Raw genomic sequence first — 22,890 nt, 5'->3', positions numbered from 1 at the left:
ACCGTCGGACTTTGCCAGCCAAGGGTTCAAAAACGTTTAAGCAACCGGCTGTTGCAGGCCTCTGACGAGCTATTTTTGTGCCGCCGCCTGAGGACGCGCCCCTAACCCGGCTTGTGATTGCCCTTCGGGAATTTGGCCGCAAGTTCGCGATACCACTTGCCGCTCTTCTTCACCGTGCGCAGCTGGGTTTCATAATCGACATGGACGAGACCGAAGCGCATACGGTAGCCTTCCGCCCACTCGAAATTGTCCATCAGGCTCCAGGCGAAATAGCCACGTAGGGGATAGCCGTCCTTGATGAGGCCGGCGACGATGTCGAGGTGATCGCCGACATAGTCGAGGCGCATCGTATCGTCGACCTCGCCGTCGATGACATCGGTGTTGTCGCAGGCGCCATTCTCGGTGATGTAGCACTCCGGCAGTTCGTAGCGGCGGTAGAGGTCCTCGACCGAGAGCTTCAGGCCAGGCGCATAGATTTCCCAGCCGATATCGGTCTTGACGTCGCTTGCCGGCGGCGCTTCCACAGTCCAGGGGAAATCGCCTTTGCGTTCGGCATCATCAGTGACCCGCTCGGGCTTATAATAGTTCAGCCCCCACCAGTCGAGTTTCTGGCTGATGAGTTTCAGGTCGCCATCCTCGATGACGGGCATGCGATCGCCGAGCGCCTCGATGAATTCCTTCGGGTATTCACCCTTGAAGACGGGATCGAAGAAAGCGCCGTTGTGGAACTGATGCGCACGCTCGCCGGCGGCCAGATCGGCCGGGCTGTCGGAGCCGGGAATGATCGAGGCGGCATTGAGCACGAGCCCGACCGGCACGTTGGGGGCTTCCGAGCGGATCGCCTCGACGCCGAGCCCGTGGGCAAGGTTCATGTAATGCATGGCGTGAAGGGCGGCCTGCATGTTGCGCTCGCCCGGAGCATGGATGCCGTAGAGGTGGCTGAGCCAGACGATGCACCAGGGTTCGTTAAAGGTCGCGACCCGGTCGAGGCGATCGCCAAGGCGGTTCATCACCGTCTTGGCATAGCGCTGAAACGCATGGGCAGTCGAGCGCGCAGTCCAGCCGCCCTCGCCGGCGAGCAACAGAGGCAGATCCCAATGGTAGAGCGTAGCGAAGGTCTTGATGCCCCGCGCCTTGCAGCCGTCGACCAGCCGGTCGTAGAAATCGAGGCCGGCCTCGTTCACCGGACCCGTACCGTCGGGGATAATGCGCGGCCAGGCGATCGAGAACCGGTAGGCTTCGACACCCATCTCCTTGATGAGATCGAGGTCCTGCTCCAGGCGATTATAGTGATCGCAGGCAACGTCGCCGTTATCGCGATTATGGACGCGACCGGGCATATTGCAGAAAGCATCCCAGATGGATGGCTTGCGGCCATCGGCCTTGCTGGCGCCTTCGATCTGGAAGGCGGCGGTGGCGACGCCGAAGGTGAAGTCGCCGGGAAAGCGCTCTGCGAGTTTCTTCGGATCGATCATCTGTAAATCCTATCTCTAGGTTGAGGCCGTTTGCCGGGATTTAGCCAAGCCTGAGGGTAAAGTACAGGTCGGCGGGGAGAAAAACTGCAACGTTGCAGGAGGAAAAACAGGGCAGCTGCAACTGTCCTTCCCTCACCGCGCAGCCACCCTCATAACGGCAATGTCAGCAGTCGTGACTTGGCCGTTGAGACGGAGATCCTTACACGGGAAATGGCATCACAAATGTGAAAGGAATCCAATGCTCTCTTCGATCCATTCGCTGCAGCCACATCTGCTGAGCCTATTGCGCATCGTCTCGTCACTTGTCCTTTTCAGCTACGGAACACAGAAGATCCTGCATTTTCCGGCTGCGGCAAGCGTGCCGCCGGCGGGGTCGCTCTCCTGGGTTGCCGGGCTGCTCGAACTCACCTTCGGCTTCCTGGTCCTGGTGGGATTCCAGACCCGTATCGCAGCCTTCGTGCTCTCGGGACTGATGGCCTTCGCCTATTTCATCGGGCATGCGTCGAAGGGCATCTATCCAGCTCAGAACGGCGGCGTCGCGGCGATCCTGTTCTGCTTCGTGTTTCTTTACCTGGTGGCGGCAGGTGCCGGACCGTTGAGCGTCGATAACCTTCTGAAGCGCGGCCGCACTGCTGCGGCCTGATCAGAAATAAAACAAAAACGCCGAGGCGACTTCAGACGAGACGGCCTCGGCGTTTTTCATTGGGCGTCGCCAATGACGCGGATCAATAAATTCAGAGCTTGACCCAGGCGCCATTCTTCTTCGAAGACGCGACGCAGGCTTCGACGAAAGCCACACCCTTCACGCCGTCATCGACTGTGGGGTAGACCACTGCCTTGTCGACGGCCTTGCCCTTCTTGCGGGCGTTGATCGCATGCGCGGCCTCGGTATAGATCGTCGCAAAGGCTTCGAGATAACCTTCCGGATGCCCCGATGGTACACGCGTGACACGGCCGGCAGCCGCGCCTGAACCGGCGCCGCCCCGGGTGATCAGCCGCTTCGGCTCGCCGAAAGGCGTGTACCACAAATAGTTCGGATCCTTCTGGGTCCATTCCAGCCCGCCCTTGGTGCCGTAGACGCGCACCATCAGGCCATTTTCATGGCCGGGCGCCACCTGGCTGCACCAGAGCATGCCCTTGGCCGGCTTCTCCGAACCCTTCGCCTTGAAGCGCAACATGACATGGGCGTTGTCGTCCAGCCGGCGGCCCGGAACGAAACTGTCGAGATCGGCGGCGAGGCTGTCGAGCTCGAGACCAGTGATGAAGGCAGCGAGATTATAGGCATGCGTGCCGATATCGCCGGTCGAGCCGCCGACGCCGGACTGCGCCGGATCGGTGCGCCAGGCGGCCTGCTTCTGGCCGGTTTGCTCGACCGCTTCCGTCAGCCAGTCCTGCGGATATTCGGCCTGGACGACTCGGATGTCGCCGAGTTCGCCGTTCGCGATCATCTCGCGCGCCTGGCGGACCATCGGATAGCCGGTGTAATTATGCGTCAGCACGAAGAGCGCGCCGCTCTCGTCGGCGATCTTCTTCAGCTTCTTCGCATCGGCAAGGTTTGACGTCAGCGGCTTGTCGCAGATGACATGAATGCCGCGCTTGAGGAATTCCTTGGCTGCATCGTAGTGAACATGGTTCGGCGTGACGATCGCCACCGCCTCGATGCCATTCTTCAGCTTCGCCTCGCGGATCGCCATCTCGCGATAGCTGGAATAGGTCCGCGACGGATCGAGGCCGAGGTCGCGGCCGGATGCGATCGCCTTTTCGGGCGAAGCCGACAGCGCGCCGGCGATGAGATCGTACTGATCGTCGATGCGTGCCGCGATACGGTGCACCGCGCCGATGAACGCGCCCGCCCCGCCGCCCACCATGCCGAGCCGGATGCGCGGCTCACGTGTCTGTTCGGTTGATGCTTCGATTGCCATTCTGTCCTCCTGAAATTTAACTTGGTGCGGACGCATGCCCCTCATCCGGCTGCCGCCACCTTCTCCCCCAACGGGGCGAAGGGATATGCCGCTATGGCTACACCCATCTCTACGGCTGGTGCGGCAAGTCCCCTCTCCCCGTCAGAACCGGGAGAGGGTTAGGGTGAGGGGCAAGCCAGCAACCAACCAATATGCGCTGATCTAGGAAAGCCCCAGCATCCGCCGGTTCGCCGCCTGGTCGGTACCGCTGCCGGCGAAATCGTCGAAGGCTTTCTCGGTGACCCGGATGATATGCGCGGCGACGAATTCGGCGCCTTCGCGGGCGCCGTCTTCCGGATGCTTCAGCGCGCATTCCCATTCGACCACGGCCCAGCCGTCGAAATTATTCGCTGTCATCTTCGAAAACACCGCGCCGAAATCGACCTGGCCGTCGCCGAGCGAACGGAACCGGCCGGCACGTTCGACCCAGCCCTGATAGCCGCCGTAGACGCCCTGGCGCCCGGTCGGATTGAACTCCGCATCCTTGACGTGGAACATCTTGATGCGGTCCTTGTAGATGTCGATATTGTCGAGATAATCGAGGCACTGCAGGACATAGTGCGAGGGATCGTAGAGCATGTTGGCGCGCGGATGGTTCTTCACCCGCTCCAGGAACATCTCGAAGGTGATGCCGTCATGCAGGTCCTCGCCCGGGTGGATCTCGTAGCAGACGTCGATACCGTTTTCGTCCGCATGGTTGAGGATCGGCGTCCAGCGGCGGGCGAGTTCGTCGAAGGCAGTCTCGACCAGGCCGGCAGGACGCTGCGGCCAGGGATAGATGAAGGGCCAGGCAAGCGCGCCGGAGAAGGTCGCATGCGCCGTAAGCCCGAGGTTTTTGGATGCGGTCAGCGCCATCTTGACCTGCTCGACCGCCCATTCCTGACGCGCCTTCGGATTGCCGCGCACCTCCGGTGCCGCAAACCCGTCGAAGGCTTCGTCATAGGCCGGATGCACGGCGACGAGCTGGCCTTGCAGGTGAGTGGAGAGTTCGGTGATCTCGATGCCGTTTTCGCGAGCCTTGCCGGCGAACTCGTCGCAATAGGCCTTGGACGTGGCAGCCTTTTTCAGATCGATCAGCTGACTGGCCCAAGTCGGCACCTGGACGCCCTTGTAACCGATGTCGGCCGCCCATTTGGTGATCGCGTCCCACGAGTTGAAAGGAGCAGTATCGCCCGCGAACTGGCCAAGGAAAAGGCCGGGGCCTTTGATCGTTTTCATGTCAGATTCCTCCCTGAATATCGACCGTAAACGTTTCTGATATGTTGTAGCACGCTATTTGGCGGGAGCAAGGCGCCTCCTCGCCCTTGGCTCGTGATTTGGCGCGAGGCCAGCTGCGATATGGCTTAGAGCTAATCATGATGGGCTTTGGCGGGCAAGAGGTACGTGCAGCATTTTCGGCCAGCCGCCGTATGGAAGCATAAAAAATGCGCCCATCCTTTCGAATGGGCGCATGTCTGCAGTCGATGGATCAGAACGGCGAATCCGGGAAATAGAAGTCCTTGGCATTCTCCTTGGTGACGAGCGTCGCATCGAGAATGTAGCTGCCATGAACCGGGACCTGATCGTAGAGGGCCGCAGCCGTCAGCTCCATCGCCGTGCCGACCATTGCCGGCGGATAGAGAACGTCGACCGGGATCAGCTTGTCGCCGTCCATGACCTTCTTGACCATGTCCTTGGAGCCGGCGCCGGCGACGACATACTTGATGTCAGTGCGCTTGGCCTGCTCGATCGCCTGCAGAACGCCGACGGCCATGTCGTCATCCTGGCACCATACGACGTCGATCTTCTGGTACTTGGTCAGGTAGTCCTGCATGACCTTGAACGCATCGTCGCGGTTCCAGTTGCCGTACTGGCGGTCGAGAACCTTGACGTTCGAGCCGGCGATGCCCTTGTCGAAACCGTCCTGGCGCTGCTGGTCGATCGGGATCGGCAGACCGCGGATGATGACCACTTCGGCGTCCGGCGTCGTGTCCTTGATGTACTTGCCGGCGACTTCGCCGAGAGCCGGGTTGTTGCCGGCGACATAGAGGTCGCGCACGGAATTGTCGTTGTTGCTCGGCGCGCGGTCGACGAGGGCGACGAACTTGCCCTTGGCCTTGACTTCCTTAATGGCGTTGACGAGCGGATCCGGATCCGACGGCAGGATGACGAGGGCGTCAATGCCCTGCGTATCGAGATCCTGCACGGCGTTGGCCTGGCTTGCGGCGTCCGGCGAGGTCTTGACGATGACATTGAGACCGGGATGTTCGGCCATCAGCAGCTTGGCGACGCGTTCGGCATGGAACACCACGCCCGACGTCCAACCGTGGTCGGCGGCCGGAATGGATACGCCGATCGTGAATTTCTTGTCCTGGGCGTGAGCGGCGCCGGCGAACGTCACCGCCGCAACCGCCAGGCCCAACATCAATTTACGCATGCTATTTCCTCCCAATAATTTCAGGGACTTTTCCATACGGGACCGGACGCCCTGTAAGTCCGGTCAATTCATGATTTGCGCACCAGCGAACGCTGGACGAACATGGCGATGATGATGATTGCACCCTGGATGGCGCCGATCAGATATTCGCTGATGAAATTCGAAAGCAGCATGATGTTGCCGACCAGTTCGAGAATGAAGGCGCCGCAGATCGTGCCCCAGACCCTGCCCGCGCCGCCCTTGAGCGCCGTGCCGCCGACGACGACGGCCGTGATCGCCTGCAGCTCCCACAGGATGCCTGTCGTCGCCGACGTCGAGCCGAGACGGGGAACGTAGAGCAGCACGGCAATGGCGACGCACAATCCCTGGATGACGAAGGCAATCGTCCGCACACGGTTGACCGCGATGCCCGAATAGCGGGCGACATCGCTGTTTGATCCCACCGCGACGACGTGGCGCCCGTAGCGGGTGCGGTAGAGGATGAAGGCAGCAACCGCCGTCACCGCCAGGATCACCACGATCGGCACCGGCACGCCGGCGATATTGCCGAAATAAGCAGGGCGATAGAGCGTCTGGATATCGGCGGAGCGAAGCGTGATCGCGCCTCCCTGCGACAGCCATGTCGTCAGGCCGCGATAGATGCCCATCGTGCCGAGCGTCGCGATGAACGGCTCGATCCTGCCGACGGTCGTGATCAGGCCGTTCGCCAGGCCGCAGAGTGCGCCAGCGACCATGGTGAAGACGACCGCGACCACCAGCATCAAAGCCGGGTTTTCGATGGCGCCCGAGTTCATCAGCAGGATCATCAGGCTGGCGACGAAGGCCACCATCGAGCCCACCGATAGGTCGAGATCACCTGCAGAAATCACGAAGGTCGCACCGACTGCGATGATGGCGATGAATGCGCTGCGCGTCGCGACATTGGCAAGGTTGGTGATGCCGATGAAATTGGGATTGACCAAGGCTCCGACGATCAGCAGCAGCGCCAGGGCGACAAAGGGCGCGACCGCACGCAGGTCGACATCCCGCCAGGATCGGCGCCGGATTTCCCTGGTCTCCTCGTTGATACTCATTTCCAAACCAACCTCCCGTCCCATATTTTCTGGGAATCTTATCTGTCGCCCTGTCGGTAAAGCCCTGCTTCAGCCTTCAGGCAGCCGCCTTCTTCTTGAGCCCGGCGGCGTAACGCATGATCTCCTGCTCGGAAATCTCCTCGCCCTCGAGCACGCCGACGATACGCCCTTCGCGCATCACCGCCACTCTGGTGCAGAGGCCGATGACCTCCGGCATCTCTGACGACACGACGATGATCGACCGGCCGTCCCGGGCGAGTGCCGAGATGAAATGATAGATCTGCTGCTTGGTGCCGACATCGATGCCGCGCGTCGGCTCGTCGATGATGATGATCTGAGGCTCGGTCTCCATGACCTTGGCGAGCAGCAGCTTCTGCTGGTTCCCCCCTGACATCCGACCGGCGACGATATTGCCGTCGCGAACCCTGATATCGAAGCGGCGCTTGGCCTTTGCCATCGCGGCCGCCTCGCTGCCCGGACTGAGATAGCCGTGACGAGCGTGCCTTCCGAGCGATTGCAGTGTCAGATTGGTCACCATGCCGGAGCGCAGCAAGAGGCCTTTCGACTTGCGGTCCTTCGTCATGTAGGCGAGCCCGCAGCGATTGGCGGCATGCACGTCGCCGGAGGGAACCGTTTCCCCCTTGATGACCACCTCGCCCTCGAGACGGGTTCGCAACCCGGCGATCGCTTCCATCAGTTCGGTGCGGCCGGAGCCGATCATGCCGGAAAACCCGATGATCTCGCCCTTGCGCACCTCGAAGCTCGCATCCTTCACATAACCCGTCGACACCGAAGCGACTCTGAGGACGACCTCCTCGTCGACATCAGGCTCGACCTTGGCGGGATAGAGGCTGGAGAGTTCGCGGCCGACCATCAACTGCGCGATCGATTCCCCGTCCAGAACGGACGTCGGCGAAGTCTTGATCCATTGGCCGTCGCGCAGCACCGTGACACGATCGGTCAATTCCATCACCTCGTCGAGCTTGTGGGACACGAAGACGAAGCTGGTACCCTGGTCGCGAAGCTTGCGAACCTGCTTGAACAGCATATTGGTCTCTTCCCGCGACAGCACCGCGGTCGGCTCGTCCATGAACACCACCCGCGCATCGCGGCTGATCGCCTTGGCGATTTCGACCATCTGCTTGTCGGCGATGGAAAGCGTGCTGATCAGCGCATTCTCGTCGACATGCGAACCCAGCACATCGAGAACCTTGCGTGTCTCCGACCGCATATATTTGCGGTCGAGAACGCCGAAGCGCGTGACTTCGCGCCCGAGAAAAAGGCTCTCCGTCACGGTCAGATGTTCGGCGAGGTTGAATTCCTGGTGAATGATGACGATGCCGAGCGCCTCGGCGGCGCCATTGGGCGGCAGGACGACCGGCTTGCCGTCGAGCAGGATTTCGCCGGAACTCGGCTGTTCGAAACCGGACAATACCTTGACGAGCGTGGATTTGCCGGCGCCATTTTCACCCATGAGGGCATGGATTTCGCCGGCGCGGAGATCGAAGTTCACGCTGAAGAGGACCTGCACTCCACTGAAGGATTTGCATATGCGCCTGGCGGACAGCAGCACGGGTGCGGTGTCGGCAGCTTCCACAGTCATCTGGTCCTCCCAAAGCGGCATCCCATCCGCTCTGGAGCCTTATGTAAACCTTTACATACATCGTGTAAAGGTTTACATCATTGATTTACACAGATCAGTTGAAGCCTGCCTTTGACCTCTCGACAAGTCTGTGTAGTGTCGCGGCGAAGACAGCCCCAAGGCAGAGCCAAGTGTCGAATTCCACGCCCGCAACCATCGAAGACGTCGCCCGGATCGCCGAGGTCTCTATCGCGACGGTTTCCCGGGCAATCCACATGCCGGAGAAGGTCGCCAACTCCACCCGCCTCAAGGTCAACCAGGCGATCGCCATCACCGGCTATACGACCAATGCCATGGCGCGCAGCCTGAGGCTCGGCCGCTCCAACATGATCCTCGTCGTGGCGCCCGATATCGGCGATCCCAATTTCTCCAACATTCTCGTCGGGCTGGAGAACGAAGCGCGCGCGCACGGCTACGGCATCCTGATCGGCCACACGCAGAACGATGCCCAGCGCGGCCTGGAATATCTGAAATTCTTCAATTCCAACCAGGCGGCCGGATTGATCCTCTTCACCGGCATCCTGCCCTTCGGGCATCAGACGATGACCGCGCGGCTGCCGCCGAGCGTCGGCGTTTTCGAGCCCGTCTTCAACGGCGGCATTCCCTATGTCGGCGTCGACGACACCGAGGGCGCTCGCAAAGCGGTGGACCTGCTGCTGGCCGAAGGGCATCGCAAGATCGCCTTCATCGGCGATTCGCGCACCCGGCTTGCCTATACGAGACGCCGCATGGGTTACGATGCCGGTCTCGACGCCGCGGGCATCCCGCTCGACACCAGGATCGTGCTCGAAGGCGACGGCACGATCGAAAGCGGGCGGCATGCGGTCGAACAGCTTTTCATGCGCGACACGCTTCCAACCGCCTTCATGTGCGTGAACGACCAGACGGCGATCGGCGTCATGGTCGGGCTCGGCGCGCGAGGCTACGACATTCCGCGGGATTTCTCGGTGACCGGTTTCGACGACGTGCCGCAGGCCGTCTTCATATCCCCACCGCTGACCACGATCCGCCAGCCGAGAACGGCGATCGGCAAGCAGGCGATGGCGCTGCTGCTGGAACTTCTGTCCGATGGCCGGCCGACCGAAACGGAAATCCTGCTGAGGCCGGATCTGGTGGTTCGAAACTCCGTCTCGGCGCCGTCGCGCAACTGGTCGAAACGTTGAACCCATATCACTGGGCGCCTAAGGCGCATTTAGCCGGCAAAATGCGCCGGCGACCAATGGCCGCCGGCGCGCTTTATCAAACGTAGCGATTGACGACGTTCTCAAGCAATTCCTGCTTGCCCGACCTTGGCTGCGGGTTCACGTCATGGCTCTCGACATAGTGGGTGATCTCATCCAGCGAATACTCGCCGCGGAAGAGCTTCTGCGCCTCGGCGGATTCCCAGCCGGCATAACGATCGGCGAGCGGCTGCGACAGAGCCTTGTCCTCGATCATCTTGGCAGCGGCCTTCAGGCCGCGGGCGCAGCAATCCATGCCGCCGATATGGCCGATCAGCAGGTCCGCCGGGTCGAGAGACTGACGGCGCAGCTTCGAGTCGAAATTGGTGCCGCCGGTCTTGAAGCCGCCGCCAGCCAGAACATGGTAGTAAGCGAGCGCCATTTCGGGAACATTGTTCGGGAACTGGTCGGTATCCCAGCCGGACTGGTAGTCGTTGCGGTTCATGTCGATCGAGCCGAAGATGCCGAGCGCATTGGCAAGCGCCAGCTCGTGCTCGAAGGAGTGGCCGGCAAGGATCGCGTGGCCCTGCTCGATATTGAGCTTCACCTCGTTTTCAAGGCCGTGCCTCTTGAGGAAGCCATAGACGGTCGCGACGTCGTAATCATACTGATGCTTGGTCGGCTCCTGCGGCTTCGGCTCGATCAGGATCGTGCCCTTGTAGCCGATCTTGTGCTTGTATTCGACCACGAGGTTGAGGAAGCGGCCGAGCTGGTCGAGCTCGCGGCCGATATCGGTGTTGAGCAGTGTCTCGTAACCTTCGCGGCCGCCCCACAGCACGTAGTTTTCGCCGCCGAGCTTCTGCGTGGCGTCGATGCAGGTCTTTACCGTCGCGGCTGCGAAAGCGAAGACGTCAGGATCCGGATTGGTCGCAGCGCCCGACATATAGCGGCGGTGGGAGAAGAGGTTCGCCGTGCCCCAGAGCAGCTTGGTGCCGGTTGCGGCCTGCTTCTCGGCGAAATAATCGACGATTTCGTTGAGGTTTTTAGTGTTCTCGGCGAAAGTCTTGCCTTCCGGACGCACGTCGGCGTCATGGAAGCAATAGTAGGGCGAGCCGAGCAGCGAGAAGAATTCGAAGGCGACGTCGGCCTTGAGCTTGGCGGCCTTCATCGTGTCCTCGAACCAGGGACGCAGGAAGGTCTGCCCGCCGAAGGGATCGCCGCCCGGCCAAGTGAAGGTGTGCCAGTAGGCCACCGCAAAACGCAGATGGTCTTCCATGCGCTTGCCCATGACGATCTCGTCCGGCTGGTAATGGCGGAAGGCCAGCGGATTGGTGCTGTCGGGGCCTTCGTATTTTACTTTCTGGATATCGCCGAAAAATCCGGTGCTCATTTTGGTTCTCCTTGGGTTTGTATCTGTTTGCAGTTCCGAATTCTTGTCTACGCCAGGGGCCCCCTCATCCGCCTGCCGGCACCTTCTCCCCGATGGGGAGAAGAGACTCGCTGCAGCGCTTCTTTCCCCTTCTCCCCTCGGGGAGAAGGTGGCCCGAAGGGTCGGATGAGGGGGCCGCTGGCTCCAGTTCTCAATGGGCCAGCGACTTGATCGCCGGGTAGAGCGCGCGGTAGCGCTTGTAGGCATCCTCATAGGCCCCCGTGAGCGCGCCAACCGGCTCGATCGTGCCGGCCGTCACCGGCGGCGTGCAGACGGCAATCGGATCCGCGCCCGTTGCAGCGATCAGGCCGAGGCGGGCGGCGCCGAAGGCCGCGCCGAAATCGCCGTCGGCCGGCAGGTCGACGGGAACGCCGAGTGCGGTCGCGATCGACGCCAGCCAGTAACGCGAGCGCGAACCGCCGCCGATTGCCGTGACGCGGGATATGCCGGTGCCGGCCGAACGCAGGGCTTCGAGATTGTCGCGGATGGCGAAGGCGACGCCTTCGAGCACCGCCTGGGTCAGAACGACACGGCTGCTTTCATGTTCAAGGCCGATGAAGGCGCCGCGGATGACGGCATCATTGTGCGGCGTGCGCTCGCCGGAGAGATAGGGCAGGAAGGTGACGCCGGTGGGCGCCTTCAGCGTCTCGCCGAGTTCGCCGGTGAGATCGGCGGCCGACTTGCCGGTCACGCTGGAATGCCAGTTGAGCGCATCGGTGGCCGACAGGATGACGCCCATCTGGTGCCAGGTGTTCGGCAGCGCGTGGCAGAAGGCATGCACGGCGCTTTCCGGCTTCGGCAAATAGGAACCGTTGGCGGCAAAAAGCACGCCTGATGTGCCGAGCGAGACGAAGGCGGCGCCATCGCTGACCGTGCCCATGCCGCAGGCCGAGGCCGCATTGTCGCCGGCACCGCCGGCAACGACGACCTCACCTGATATACCCCATTGCGCCGCCAGTTCGGACCGCAGCTTGCCGGCCTGCTCGGTGCCTTCGACGAGCGCCGGCATCTGCTCCTCGGAAAGGTTGGTGGCTGCGAGCAGTTCGGAGGACCAGGCGCGCTTGCCGGTGTCGAGCCAGGAGGTGCCGGCCGAATCCGACATTTCCGAGATATAGTCGCCGGTCAGCCAGAGACGCAGGTAGTCCTTCGGCAATAGCACCTTGGCGATCTTGGCGAAGACATCGGGCTCATGCTTCTCGATCCAGGCGAGCTTCGGCGCTGTGAAACCGGGGAAGACGATGTTGCCGGTGAGCGCGCGAAAGCGCGGATCGGCATCAAGTGCCGCGGCCTCGACATAGCTGCGGGTGTCGTTCCAGAGAACGCACGGGCGCAGCACCTTGTCGGCGGCATCGATGAGCGTTGCGCCATGCATCTGGCCGGAGAGGCCGATGCCCTTGACCGCAGCAAGCTCCTTCGGATGTTTCGCCTTGAGGCCGGCGACGGCCTCCTCGGTGGCGCGCACCCAGTGGGCCGGCTCCTGCTCCGACCAGCCGGAATGCGGACGCGACACGTCGAGCGAACCGTTGGCCGAGCCGACGATCTTCTGATCGCCGTCGATCAGCATCGCCTTGACGCCGGAGGTTCCGAGATCGAGACCCAGATACATGTGGTGTTTCTCCCTTTGCCGTTACGGCAGATTGTCTTTCAGGAATATGTCGAGGCGGATGCGCTCCTGCGCTTCGATGACGGCAAGCCCGTCCGCCTTGGCTTTCAGCACGCGGATCGCGCTGCGCACCTCATGGCCGGCATCCTGGTTGAGGATCGCATCGATCGTGTTGTCGATCAGTGCTGCACGCGTATGAGCGGTCAGTTCGTGGGCAATCACGGTCAGCACGCGGTCGACGGCCTTCTCCTTCAACGCCCGGATCAGGCCGCGATTGCCGGCGCCGAGGCTGTAGACGCCGATGATGCCGGCATTCCCGAGCGCGTCGGCAACGAGCCTGTGGGCGACCTCCGGGTCGTCGCGGCCTTCGAGAACCGGCAGGATCGCAAGATCGGGAAATTCCTCGGCCATGACAGCGGTGAAGCCCTCCAGGCGCTCGCGATGGTCGCGCACCAGCATGGAGCCGGCGAGCACGGCGATTTCACCCTTTCGCGGCCCGAGGAATCGTCCGAGCAGGCGGGCGGCTGTGCGGCCGGCTGCGATATTGTCGACGCCGGCATAGTGATGGCGGAGCGAGCCCGTGAGATCGGAAACCAGGGTGACGATGGGAAAGCGCTCGCGCACCAGCCTGTCGACGGCGGCGCGCACGTCAGGCGCATCGGTCGCAACCAGCGCGATGCCGCAGGGCTTTTCGCGGGAAAGCCCTTCGAGCACGGCGACGAGGGCGGCCGGATCGAAGGCCGGCACCTCGATGGTGCGGATATCGGTGCGCTCGGCCGACGATCGGAGGACTGCCTGGCGGATCTCGGCATTGAGCCCGTGCATGAAGGAATTGTCGCTGGCCGGGAGGATGAAGACCAGCGGATAGGTGCGTCCCTTGGCGAGATTGGCGGCAGCGACGTCTCTGACATAACCGAGCTCGCGGATCGCGGTCTCGACCTTTTCCCGCGTGACGTGGCGCACACCAGGACGCTGGTTGAGAACCCGGTCAACGGTCGCCAGACTGACACCGGCGGCGGCGGCGATATCGTGAACGGTTGGCCTCATCATTCCTCCTGACGAGACCATTAGCGCCAATTTTGATGTACGTAAATCAAAAAATCAAACGCGCGGGTTTCCGCATCGTTTTCCCGGCATGTTCGCTTCGGACCGATCCGGTGGCGATGATCGACCTGATGACATAGCGACCTGGAAACGGCAAACAAAAAGGCCCTCCGAAGAGGGCCTTTTCAAGGGGCGGCAGGCCGGAGGTCAGTGGCCGCCACCGCCTCCCCCGCCTTGCGGCGCGGGTTTCTTGATCATGGCGACACCGAGGATCATGGCAAGGAAGAGTGCGGTCAGGATCAGGAACACGTCACTGAAGGAAAGAATGATCGCCTGTTTGGTGGCAAGGCCGACCATCTGCTTGATCGCAACCGAGGCGCCATCCATGCCATAGGTGTTGAAGTTGGCGGCCATGTTGTTCATCTGGTCGATCGCCGCCGGATTGCCCCAGTCCATATTCTCCCGTAGCCGCTCGTAGTGCACGTCCTGCCGGTTGGTGAGCACGGTATTGATGACGGCAAGACCGACGGCGCCGCCGAGGTTTCTGGTCAGGTTGAACAGGCCGGAAGCGCCGCGGATGCGCGAGGGCGGCATCGTGCCGAGCGCGATGTTGTTGATCGGCACCATGCACATCATCAGCCCGAAACCGCGCAGAATCTGCGGGATGAACAGTTCGTAGAAATCCCAATCCGCCGTCAGATGCATCATGATGAAGGTGCCGGCGGCGAAGCTGACGAAGCCGATCACCATCATCAGACGCAGATCCATCTTGGTCGACAGCCGCCCGGCGATCGGCGCGGTGAAGAACATCGCAAGCCCGGAGACGAACATCGTCTCGCCGATCATCAGTGAATCATAGCCGCGGATGCGCCCGAGATAAACAGGATAGATATAGGTGAGACCATAGAGGCCGATGCCCATGACGAAGGAAAACACCGAGCCGAAGGAGAAATTCCGGTTCGAAAAGGCCTTGAGGTCGACGACGGGGAAATCCACCGTGAAGGCGCGATAGAAGAAGACGATGGCTGCAACGCCGGAGGCAACCGCGGCGATGGTGATGAAACTGTCGTTGAACCAATCGTTCGAATTGCCCTCTTCGAGCACATATTCCAGCGCGCCGAGGAAGACGCCCATCGAGATCAGGCCCCACCAGTCGAACTTCTTGAAGAGCGACAGTTCCGGCTTGTCGAAATCGATGAAGTTCCAGGTGACGATCGTGACGATGATGCCGGGCACGATGTTGACGAGGAACAGCCAGTGCCAGGAAAAGGCATGGCTGAGATAACCGCCGACGGTCGGGCCGATGGTCGGTGCCAGCGTCGCGATCAAGCCGATGATCGGCGAGACGATGCTGCGCTTCGACGGCGGGAAGATAGTGAAGGCAGCCGCGAAGACCGACGGGATCATGCCGCCGCCGATGAAGCCCTGGATGACCCGGTAGACGATCATCTGGTCGATATTCGTCGCGGTCGCGGCAAGCGCGCTCGCCATGGTGAAGCCGGCGGCCGAGATCGCAAAAAGATAACGCGTCGAGATGATGCGCGCCAGCGTGCCCGAAAGCGGGATCATGATCACTTCGGCGATCAGATAGGACGTCTGCACCCAGCCGATCTCGTCGCTGCCGGCCGAAAGGCCGGCCTGGATCTCCGCAAGCGAGGCCGAAACGATCTGGATGTCGAGGATCGACATGAACATGCCGAGCACCATCGCGAAGAAGGCGATGAGCTTCTTCGGATCCATGCGCTCGTCGGCATGGGCAGGTGCCGCCGGCATCGTTCCCGCCGTTGCTGTCGCGCTGCCGGCCATCAGATCACCTCTGCCTTTCCTGAAGGCTTACTTGCTCGGCGCCGTACGGGTGTCGACGTCGACGACGACGCTCAGGCCCGCGCGCAGACGGCCGCTGTCGAGCGCATCCTGCGGCAGCGCGATGCGCACCGGCACGCGCTGGATCACCTTGGTAAAGTTGCCGGTGGCGTTTTCCGGCGGCAGCAGCGAAAAGACCGAGCCGGAAGCCGGCGAGATCGATTCGACGGTGCCAACGATCGGATGATCGCTATAGGCATCGACCTGGACGTTGACCTTCGAGCCCGGCACCAGATGCTGGATCTGCGTTTCCTTGAAATTGGCGTCGATATAGAGCTGGCGCACCGGAACGAGCGCCATCAGGCGCTGGCCGGGAGAGACGAGGTCGCCTTCCTGGACGGAGCGGTTGCCGACAATGCCGTCATAAGGCGCCTTGAGCACGGTGAAGGAAAGGTCGCGGACGGCCTTGTCGCGCGAGATCTCAAGCGAACGGACCGAGCCTTCGGCTTCCTTGCGCTGGGCCTGGAGGATGGTGATGTTGGCCTGTGCGGCGGTGATGTTGGCGTCGCCGCCGGCAAGATTGGCCTTGGCCTGGTCGAGGGCGATATTGGCGTTGTCGAGATCGGCGGCGGTGCCGACCGACTTCGCCTGAAGGTCGCTCTGGCGCTTCTGAGTGATTTCGGCACCGCGAACGGCCGCTTCGAGTGCCACCTTCTGCGCCTGCGCCTGCACGAGGCTCGCATTCGCGCCTTCGATCTGCGCGTCGATACGCTGCAGCGAAAGCTGTTCGGTGACGATCTGGGCCTGGGCCAAGTCGAGGGCGTTCTGATAGTCGCCGTTATCAAGCGTGGCAAGCACGTCGCCCGCTTTGACTTCCTGGTTGGCGACAACGTTCACCTTCGCGACGTAGCCCGTGACCTTCGGCGAAATCGTTGCGATATCGCCTTCGATATAGGCGTCGTCGGTCGACACCATGAAGCGGCCGTTCGTCCACCATTCGTAACCATACCAGCCGCCGCCTGCGAGAAGGGCGAGCACGACGATCGGCAGCACCGGGCTGCGGCGCTTCTTCGCAGCCGCGGGTGCTGCGACCGAAGCCGGCGCCGACTGCGCGGGAGCAGAGGGAACTTCGCGGGCTTCCGCCGTCGGAGCTTCTACGGCCGCGACCTCGGCCTTTACCTCTTCGGTCTCGGCGTTTTCGCTGACGATACGCGCGACGTTGCTCTTCTGGTTGCTCGACATGGCCACTTTACCGATCTGGAGTAAATAATCGAACTGAACGGTTCGGTTCAGTTGACTTAAACCTGTTTAATCGTCATATCAAGATGTATAGAACCAATCGGTTCGATTTCTTTTAAAGAACATGCGAAACCGTCAACACGGTTAAGGGGACATGACGCTGACACCCGACCACGCCGCCGTATTCAGTCCTCCCGCTGCCGGAGGCCGATTTGCCGCAGGCGAAGATCCGGCCAAGCGCCAGCAGATCCTCGCCGGCGCCAAGCGCGTCTTCATGAAGATGGGGTTCGACGCCGCCAGCATGAACGACGTGACCCGCGAGGCCGGAGTCTCCAAGGGAACGCTCTACGTCTATTTCACCAACAAGGAAGAACTGTTTTCGGCGATGATCGAGACCGAGCGCGCCGCCTTCGTGGCGGCCGTGCGCACGGCGCTTGCCGAACATGACGATCCCGAAGCCGGCCTGTACGAATTCGGGATAAGCTTCGTCACCCATATGACCGATGAAAAGGTCATCAGCGCGATGCGCACCGTTCTCGGCGTTCGCGACCGCATGCCGGTACTCTGTCAACGCTTCTTCAAGGGTCCGGAAAATCTGCGCACCATCATGCGCGACTTCCTGGAACGGCATATCGCCGAAGGCAGGTTTGAGATCGACGACATCGATCTGGCCGCCGGCCAATTCCTCGATCTCGCCAGCGGTAGTTTCTTCAAGCTCCGCCTGTTCGGAAGCATGGAAGAACCGCCGTCGCGCGATGAAATCGAGCGCGTCATCCGCGGCGCGATTCGGGTCTTCATGGCCGCCTACGGCGCACGCCGGCACGAGACCGCCTGACCACACCCTTGACCGCCGCGCTCCATCGGCCAGAATCCCGCAATAGCGATCAAATCCGGCTGCCGGCTTTTCTTTAAGGAAGAAGCTGCAACCAGGAGAATGAGAATGAGCGCCGTCGGACGGGCGATCTGGTTCATCGAGAGCCATTTCGAAAGCGATATATCGCTGGAAGAGATATCGGAAGCAGCCGGATTGTCGCGCTACCATCTGTCGCGCGTCTTCGGGCTCGTCACCGGTCACTCGATCAGCGGCTATATAAGAGGGCGCTGCCTCAGCCGCGCCGTGCCCACACTTGTCGGCGGTTCATCCACCATTCTCGAGGTTGCGCTTTGCGCGGGCTACGGCTCGCACGAGGCCTTCACCCGTGCCTTCCGCGACCAGTTCGGCATGACGCCGGATGCGGTGCGCAGACAGGGGCACGCCCGTAACCTTGTCTTGCTGGAGCCGATCAGAATGGACCCCGCCCACCTCAACGACCTCGAACCGCCCCGCTTCGAAACCCTGCAACCGATACTGTTTGCCGGCCTGCAGGAGATCTACCCCTATGGCGGCAATGCCGCCATCCCCTCTCTCTGGCAGAAATTCAATGCCCATTTCGGACATATCTCCGGTCAGAAAGGCAATGTCGCCTACGGCATTTGTACCCATATCGACGGCGAAGCGGAGAAATTCCGCTATATGGCCGCGGTCGAGATCTCCGATGCCGGCGATCTGCCGGCGGATTTTGCAACGCTCAAGCTTCCCGGCCAGCGCTACGTCGTCTTTGCCCATCGCGGCCATGTCTCCGGCATTCCGGCGACGATGAACCGGATTTTTGGCGCATGGTGGCCGACCTCAGGCCTGGAGCACGGTGAGACACCCGACATGTTCGAACGCTACGACGAGCGCTTCGACCCCTATACCGGCATGGGCGTCACAGAAATCTGGTTGCCGATCAGAGCATGATGCTGAAAAGTGTCAGCGGTTTTCGGACGACATCATGCTCTACCTCTTTAATTGAGAACAGGATTCAAATTTAAGGCCGACCCCGGCCTTAAATCATCCTGTTCTAGGGAATAAAAGTCACATCGGTTTCGTATACCCCCTTGCGGCGCTTGCCTGGCAGGCCGGCGACATTACATTGCGAGCGTCATTACTTATGTGACGCAAAAGGGATATATGCTGATGCAGGAAATCATGACGCTCATTCAGGATCCGGCCGCCTGGGTGGCGCTCATCACGCTGGTGGTGATGGAAGTCGTTCTCGGGATCGACAACCTGATCTTCATTTCCATTCTCACCAACAAACTGCCGCCCGAGCACCGGGAGAGGGCCCGCAAGATCGGTATCGGTCTTGCGCTCGTCATGCGTCTCGTCTTGCTCGGCACCATCGCCTGGATCGTGCAATTGACCGAACCGCTGTTTGAAGCCTTCGGCCACGGCTTCTCCTGGAAGGATCTGATCCTGATTGCCGGCGGTCTGTTCCTCGTCTGGAAGGCCACCAAGGAAATCCACCACAGCGTCGATCCGGAAGATCACGGCGAGGACTTCATCGCAAGCTCGGCCACGACCGGCTTTGCATCGGCCATCGGCCAGATCCTGCTGCTCGACCTCGTCTTCTCCGTCGACAGCATCATCACTGCCGTCGGCATGACGCCGCATCTGCCGATCATGGTGGTCGCCGTCGTCGCCGCCGTCACCGTCATGCTTGTTGCCGCGACCCCGCTTGCCAACTTCATCGAGAGGAACCCGACGATCGTCATGCTGGCGCTCGCCTTCCTGCTGATGATCGGCACGACGCTGATCGCCGAAGGCATGGGCTTCCATGTGCCGAAGGGCTACGTCTACGCCGCCATGGCCTTCTCGGCGCTGGTCGAGGTGCTGAACATGTTCGCGCGCAACGCCCGCAAGCGAAAACGCGACGCCGCGCATTGAGGCTTGGACAGGAGGGCGCGGCGGAACCGGCGCGCCCTCACGCATTGCCATCAGGCCGTTCCTGGCGTGTTTTTCTTGACGCGCCCGGTTGAATATGGCCTAAGGCCAGCCGAACGGACGATCGGCGGATAGTGCGGGCGCATGCCCTTTTTCCGGCCGGTTTGCCGATGAAGCTATCTGCATCCTTCCGGCCGAACGTCGCTTTCCATGAAAGCCGTCCGGCATTCATTGACGGGCACACACAATGACAGTTTCCGGGACAGCCACCGGCGTCCGCGTCCGCATCGCTCCCTCGCCGACCGGCGAGCCGCATGTCGGCACCGCTTACATCGCTCTCTTCAATTACCTTTTCGCCAAGAAACACGGCGGCGAGTTCATCCTGCGCATCGAGGATACCGATGCGACGCGCTCGACCCCTGAATTCGAAACGAAGGTGTTGGACGCACTGAAATGGTGCGGGCTGGAATGGAAGGAAGGCCCAGATATCGGCGGCCCCTACGGCCCCTATCGCCAGTCCGACCGCAAGGAAATGTACCAGCCTTACGCCCAGGAATTGCTGGAAAAGGGTCATGCCTTCCGCTGTTTCTGCACGCCCGCGCGCCTCGAACAGATGCGCGAAACCCAGCGCGCCGCCGGCAAGCCACCGAAATATGACGGCCTCTGCCTGAATCTTGCGGCCGAGGAAGTCACCTCGCGCATGGCCGCTGGCGAGACGACCGTCATCCGCATGAAGATCCCGGCCGAAGGCTCCTGCGACTTTACCGACGGCGTCTATGGCGATGTCAGCATCCCGTGGGATTCGGTCGACATGCAGGTCCTCGTCAAAGCCGACGGCATGCCGACCTATCACATGGCAAATGTCATCGACGACCACCTGATGAAGATCACCCATGTGGCGCGCGGCGAGGAATGGCTGGCTTCGGTGCCGAAGCACATCCTGCTCTATCGCTATTTCGGTTGGGATCAGCCGGTCTTCATGCATCTGTCGCTGATGCGCAATGCCGACAAGTCGAAGCTGTCGAAGCGCAAGAACCCGACCTCGATCTCCTATTACTCCGCGCTCGGCTACATTCCCGAGGCGCTGATGAACTTCCTCGGCCTGTTCTTCATCCAGATCGCCGAAGGCGAAGAGCTGCTTGATATCAACGAGCTCTCCGAGAAGTTCGATCCGGAGAACCTCTCCAAGGCCGGCGCGATCTTCGACATTCAGAAGCTCGACTGGCTGAACGGCCGCTGGATCCGCGAGAAGCTCTCCGAAGAGGAATTCCAGGCACGTGTGCTGACCTGGGCGATGGAAAACGACCGCCTGAAGGAAGGTCTGCGCCTGTCGCAGACGCGCATTTCCAAGCTCGGCGAACTGCCCGATCTCGCCGGCTTCCTGCTGAAGTCCGATCTCGGCCTGCAGCCTTCCGACTTCGCCAAGATCAAGTCGCCGCCGGAAGAGATCCTGGAGATCCTCAACACCGTTCAGCCGGATCTCGAAAAGATCCTGGAATGGAATGTCGAGACGATCGAGGCGGAGCTGCGCGCGATCGCCGACCGCATGGGCAAGAAGCTGAAGGTCGTGGTCTCGCCGCTCTTCGTCGCCGTATCCGGCTCGTCGCGTTCCCTGCCGCTCTTCGATTCCATGGCGATCCTTGGCCGGTCCGTTGTGCGTCAGCGCCTGAAGCTCGCCTCGCAGGCGGTCGCCGCCCTCGTCGGCTCGAAGTAAGAACAGTCAGAGGATTTCGACAGTGGCTGACAACAAGACCGAAAACACCCTTTCCTCCGACGCGACGGAAGTGCGCGCCCAGAAGCTGAAGCTGCTGCGCGAGCAGATCGGCGAGGTCTATCCGGCACATTTCCACCGCACGATGACCAATGCCGAGCTCATCGCGAAATATGAGAACCTGGAACCTGACGTCGAGACGCAGGATGTCGTCACCGTCGCCGGCCGCGTCTACTCGTCGCGCAACTCCGGCATGTTCATGGACATCCACGATGCCGGCGGCAAGATCCAGATTTTCAGTCACAAGGACACGACCCCGGAAGAAGCCCGCGCGCTGCTGCCGATGATCGACATCGGCGACATCATCGGCGTCACCGGCATCGTGCGCCGCACCAAGCGCGGCGAGCTGACGATCAACGCGCAGACGATCACCATGCTGACGAAGTCGCTGCTGCCGATGCCGGAGAAGTGGCACGGTCTCTCCGACATCGAGCTGCGCTATCGCAAGCGCCACCTCGACATCATGACCAACGAGGATTCGAAGCTCCGCTTCCAGCAGCGTTCGAAGATCCTTTCCGGCATCCGCCGCTTCATGGAAAATGACGGCTTCATGGAAGTCGAAACGCCGATGCTGCATTCGGTCTATGGCGGCGCCACCGCCGAGCCGTTCAAGACGCATCACAACACGCTGAAGCTCGACATGTACCTGCGCATCGCGCCGGAACTGTTCCTCAAGCGCACGCTGGTTTCGGGGCTGACCGACAAGGTCTTCGAGATCAACCGGAACTTCCGTAACGAAGGCGTCTCCACCCGGCACAATCCTGAATTCACCATGATGGAGTGTTACTGGGCCTATGCCGACTACGAGGACATCATGGACCTCGTCGAGCGGCTGTTCGAAAGCTTGGCGCTCTCTATCCACGGCACGACGGAAGTCGACTTCGGCGACAAGCGGATTTCCTTCGAGGGGCCGTTCAAGCGCGTGCCGATGCCCGATGCCGTCAAGGAAGCGACCGGCATCGATTTCCGCGCCATCAAGACCGATGAAGAGGCCCGCGCCGCCGCCAAGGCTGCCGGCTTTGCAGTCGAGAAGGATTGGACGTGGGGCGAATGCCTCGCCTTCATCTTCGAAGAGAAGGTCGAGCAGACGCTGATCCAACCCTCGCACGTTACGCACTTCCCGAAGGACATTTCGCCCTTCGCCAAGGAAGTGCCGGGCGAGCCGCGCCTCGTCGAGCGCTTCGAAACCTATTGTAACGCCTGGGAACTCGGCAACGCCTTCTCGGAACTCAACGATCCCGAAGAGCAGCGCCGCCGCATGGTCGAGCAGCTCGAACAGGCGCATGCCCGCGGCGAAAAGGAAAAGCAGCTGGACGAGGAATTCCTCGACGCCATCGACCAGGGCATGCCGCCGGCAGGTGGCCTCGGCATCGGCGTCGACCGGCTCATCATGCTTCTGACCAATGCGCCATCGATCCGCGACGTCATCCTCTTCCCGGCCCGCCGCAACAAAGCCGACTGAGAACCACATTCTTTAAATGAAAAAACGGAGCGCCCGAAAGGACGCTCCGTTTTGTTTTAGGCAGAC

General features: G+C 61.4%; 18 protein-coding genes. 7 read left to right on the top strand and 11 right to left on the bottom strand.

The window, feature by feature from the left end; genetic code table 11:
- Positions 1–101 precede the first annotated feature (101 nt).
- The gene (locus GR198_RS21690) at positions 102–1,475 is read right to left on the bottom strand and encodes a GH1 family beta-glucosidase (RefSeq protein ID WP_164069566.1); all 1,374 of its coding nucleotides are present in this window, start codon (positions 1,473–1,475) and stop codon (positions 102–104) included.
- A gap of 238 nt (positions 1,476–1,713) precedes the next feature.
- Between GR198_RS21690 and GR198_RS21685 the strand changes: the two genes are divergently transcribed.
- Positions 1,714–2,118, top strand: coding sequence for a DoxX family protein (locus GR198_RS21685; RefSeq protein WP_130853357.1), 405 nt, complete (start codon positions 1,714–1,716; stop codon positions 2,116–2,118).
- Between the two features lie 91 nt (positions 2,119–2,209).
- Here GR198_RS21685 and GR198_RS21680 read toward each other — a convergent pair whose 3' ends face one another.
- The 5 genes from GR198_RS21680 to GR198_RS21660 all read right to left on the bottom strand — a co-directional run bounded on the left by GR198_RS21680 (position 2,210) and on the right by GR198_RS21660 (position 8,528).
- Positions 2,210–3,397 carry a Gfo/Idh/MocA family protein gene (locus GR198_RS21680; RefSeq protein WP_164069565.1) on the bottom strand — a complete coding sequence of 396 codons (1,188 nt, stop codon included), beginning with the start codon at positions 3,395–3,397 and terminating at the stop codon, positions 2,210–2,212.
- 201 nt (positions 3,398–3,598) lie between these two features.
- The gene (locus GR198_RS21675; RefSeq protein ID WP_029871833.1) at positions 3,599–4,654 is read right to left on the bottom strand and encodes a sugar phosphate isomerase/epimerase family protein; all 1,056 of its coding nucleotides are present in this window, start codon (positions 4,652–4,654) and stop codon (positions 3,599–3,601) included.
- A gap of 250 nt (positions 4,655–4,904) precedes the next feature.
- The gene (locus tag GR198_RS21670; protein WP_003543021.1) at positions 4,905–5,852 is read right to left on the bottom strand and encodes a substrate-binding domain-containing protein; all 948 of its coding nucleotides are present in this window, start codon (positions 5,850–5,852) and stop codon (positions 4,905–4,907) included.
- 68 nt (positions 5,853–5,920) lie between these two features.
- Complete coding sequence (locus GR198_RS21665; RefSeq protein ID WP_029871832.1) at positions 5,921–6,925, bottom strand: ABC transporter permease; 1,005 nt, start codon at positions 6,923–6,925, stop codon at positions 5,921–5,923.
- 76 nt (positions 6,926–7,001) lie between these two features.
- Positions 7,002–8,528, bottom strand: a complete 1,527-nt coding sequence (locus tag GR198_RS21660) for a sugar ABC transporter ATP-binding protein (RefSeq protein ID WP_164069564.1) — start codon at positions 8,526–8,528, stop codon at positions 7,002–7,004.
- A 170-nt stretch (positions 8,529–8,698) separates the two neighbouring features.
- On the opposite strand from GR198_RS21660, the gene GR198_RS21655 reads away from it, so the two are divergent.
- Positions 8,699–9,730 carry a LacI family DNA-binding transcriptional regulator gene (locus GR198_RS21655; protein ID WP_164069563.1) on the top strand — a complete coding sequence of 344 codons (1,032 nt, stop codon included), beginning with the start codon at positions 8,699–8,701 and terminating at the stop codon, positions 9,728–9,730.
- Positions 9,731–9,806: 76 nt separating this feature from the next.
- Here GR198_RS21655 and xylA read toward each other — a convergent pair whose 3' ends face one another.
- From xylA to GR198_RS21630, 5 genes are all read right to left on the bottom strand, one after another.
- Positions 9,807–11,117, bottom strand: a complete 1,311-nt coding sequence (xylA, locus tag GR198_RS21650) for a xylose isomerase (protein ID WP_062939704.1) — start codon at positions 11,115–11,117, stop codon at positions 9,807–9,809.
- A 190-nt stretch (positions 11,118–11,307) separates the two neighbouring features.
- Positions 11,308–12,762, bottom strand: a complete 1,455-nt coding sequence (gene xylB / locus GR198_RS21645; RefSeq protein WP_164069562.1) for a xylulokinase — start codon at positions 12,760–12,762, stop codon at positions 11,308–11,310.
- A gap of 21 nt (positions 12,763–12,783) precedes the next feature.
- Complete coding sequence (locus tag GR198_RS21640) at positions 12,784–13,806, bottom strand: LacI family DNA-binding transcriptional regulator (protein ID WP_164038705.1); 1,023 nt, start codon at positions 13,804–13,806, stop codon at positions 12,784–12,786.
- Between the two features lie 204 nt (positions 13,807–14,010).
- Positions 14,011–15,609 (bottom strand): DHA2 family efflux MFS transporter permease subunit, encoded by a 1,599-nt coding sequence (locus tag GR198_RS21635; protein ID WP_164038707.1) that lies wholly within the window; start codon positions 15,607–15,609, stop codon positions 14,011–14,013.
- A gap of 27 nt (positions 15,610–15,636) precedes the next feature.
- Positions 15,637–16,848 (bottom strand): HlyD family secretion protein, encoded by a 1,212-nt coding sequence (locus GR198_RS21630; RefSeq protein ID WP_164069561.1) that lies wholly within the window; start codon positions 16,846–16,848, stop codon positions 15,637–15,639.
- 151 nt (positions 16,849–16,999) lie between these two features.
- Between GR198_RS21630 and GR198_RS21625 the strand changes: the two genes are divergently transcribed.
- From GR198_RS21625 to lysS, 5 genes are all read left to right on the top strand, one after another.
- Positions 17,000–17,680: a TetR/AcrR family transcriptional regulator gene (locus GR198_RS21625; protein WP_029871824.1), complete on the top strand. Its 681-nt coding sequence runs from the start codon at positions 17,000–17,002 to the stop codon at positions 17,678–17,680.
- 105 nt (positions 17,681–17,785) lie between these two features.
- Positions 17,786–18,625, top strand: coding sequence for an AraC family transcriptional regulator (locus GR198_RS21620; RefSeq protein ID WP_164069560.1), 840 nt, complete (start codon positions 17,786–17,788; stop codon positions 18,623–18,625).
- A gap of 219 nt (positions 18,626–18,844) precedes the next feature.
- On the top strand, positions 18,845–19,594 hold the full coding sequence (locus GR198_RS21615) for a TerC family protein (protein WP_062943995.1): 750 nt from the start codon (positions 18,845–18,847) through the stop codon (positions 19,592–19,594).
- A gap of 244 nt (positions 19,595–19,838) precedes the next feature.
- Positions 19,839–21,305 (top strand): glutamate--tRNA ligase, encoded by a 1,467-nt coding sequence (gene gltX, locus GR198_RS21610; protein ID WP_164069559.1) that lies wholly within the window; start codon positions 19,839–19,841, stop codon positions 21,303–21,305.
- Positions 21,306–21,327: 22 nt separating this feature from the next.
- Entirely contained in the window at positions 21,328–22,824 is a 1,497-nt protein-coding gene (gene lysS / locus GR198_RS21605; protein ID WP_164069558.1) for a lysine--tRNA ligase, read from the top strand.
- Positions 22,825–22,890: the final 66 nt, after the last annotated feature.

This window comes from Rhizobium leguminosarum, from assembly GCF_010668065.1.
GTDB lineage: Bacteria > Pseudomonadota > Alphaproteobacteria > Rhizobiales > Rhizobiaceae > Rhizobium > Rhizobium leguminosarum_S.
This window is presented reverse-complemented; position numbering and strand designations above follow the sequence as displayed.

Bases quoted from the DNA above. Each gene is read 5' to 3' on its own strand.
- GR198_RS21690 (WP_164069566.1), bottom strand. From the start codon at position 1,475: ATGATCGATCCGAAGAAACTCGCAGAGCGCTTTCCCGGCGACTTCACC.
- GR198_RS21685 (WP_130853357.1), top strand. From the start codon at position 1,714: ATGCTCTCTTCGATCCATTCGCTGCAGCCACATCTGCTGAGCCTATTG.
- GR198_RS21680 (WP_164069565.1), bottom strand. From the start codon at position 3,397: ATGGCAATCGAAGCATCAACCGAACAGACACGTGAGCCGCGCATCCGG.
- GR198_RS21675 (WP_029871833.1), bottom strand. From the start codon at position 4,654: ATGAAAACGATCAAAGGCCCCGGCCTTTTCCTTGGCCAGTTCGCGGGC.
- GR198_RS21670 (WP_003543021.1), bottom strand. From the start codon at position 5,852: ATGCGTAAATTGATGTTGGGCCTGGCGGTTGCGGCGGTGACGTTCGCC.
- GR198_RS21665 (WP_029871832.1), bottom strand. From the start codon at position 6,925: ATGAGTATCAACGAGGAGACCAGGGAAATCCGGCGCCGATCCTGGCGG.
- GR198_RS21660 (WP_164069564.1), bottom strand. From the start codon at position 8,528: ATGACTGTGGAAGCTGCCGACACCGCACCCGTGCTGCTGTCCGCCAGG.
- xylA (WP_062939704.1), bottom strand. From the start codon at position 11,117: ATGAGCACCGGATTTTTCGGCGATATCCAGAAAGTAAAATACGAAGGC.
- xylB (WP_164069562.1), bottom strand. From the start codon at position 12,762: ATGTATCTGGGTCTCGATCTCGGAACCTCCGGCGTCAAGGCGATGCTG.
- GR198_RS21640 (WP_164038705.1), bottom strand. From the start codon at position 13,806: ATGAGGCCAACCGTTCACGATATCGCCGCCGCCGCCGGTGTCAGTCTG.
- GR198_RS21635 (WP_164038707.1), bottom strand. From the start codon at position 15,609: ATGGCCGGCAGCGCGACAGCAACGGCGGGAACGATGCCGGCGGCACCT.
- GR198_RS21630 (WP_164069561.1), bottom strand. From the start codon at position 16,848: ATGTCGAGCAACCAGAAGAGCAACGTCGCGCGTATCGTCAGCGAAAAC.
- GR198_RS21625 (WP_029871824.1), top strand. From the start codon at position 17,000: ATGACGCTGACACCCGACCACGCCGCCGTATTCAGTCCTCCCGCTGCC.
- GR198_RS21620 (WP_164069560.1), top strand. From the start codon at position 17,786: ATGAGCGCCGTCGGACGGGCGATCTGGTTCATCGAGAGCCATTTCGAA.
- GR198_RS21615 (WP_062943995.1), top strand. From the start codon at position 18,845: ATGCAGGAAATCATGACGCTCATTCAGGATCCGGCCGCCTGGGTGGCG.
- gltX (WP_164069559.1), top strand. From the start codon at position 19,839: ATGACAGTTTCCGGGACAGCCACCGGCGTCCGCGTCCGCATCGCTCCC.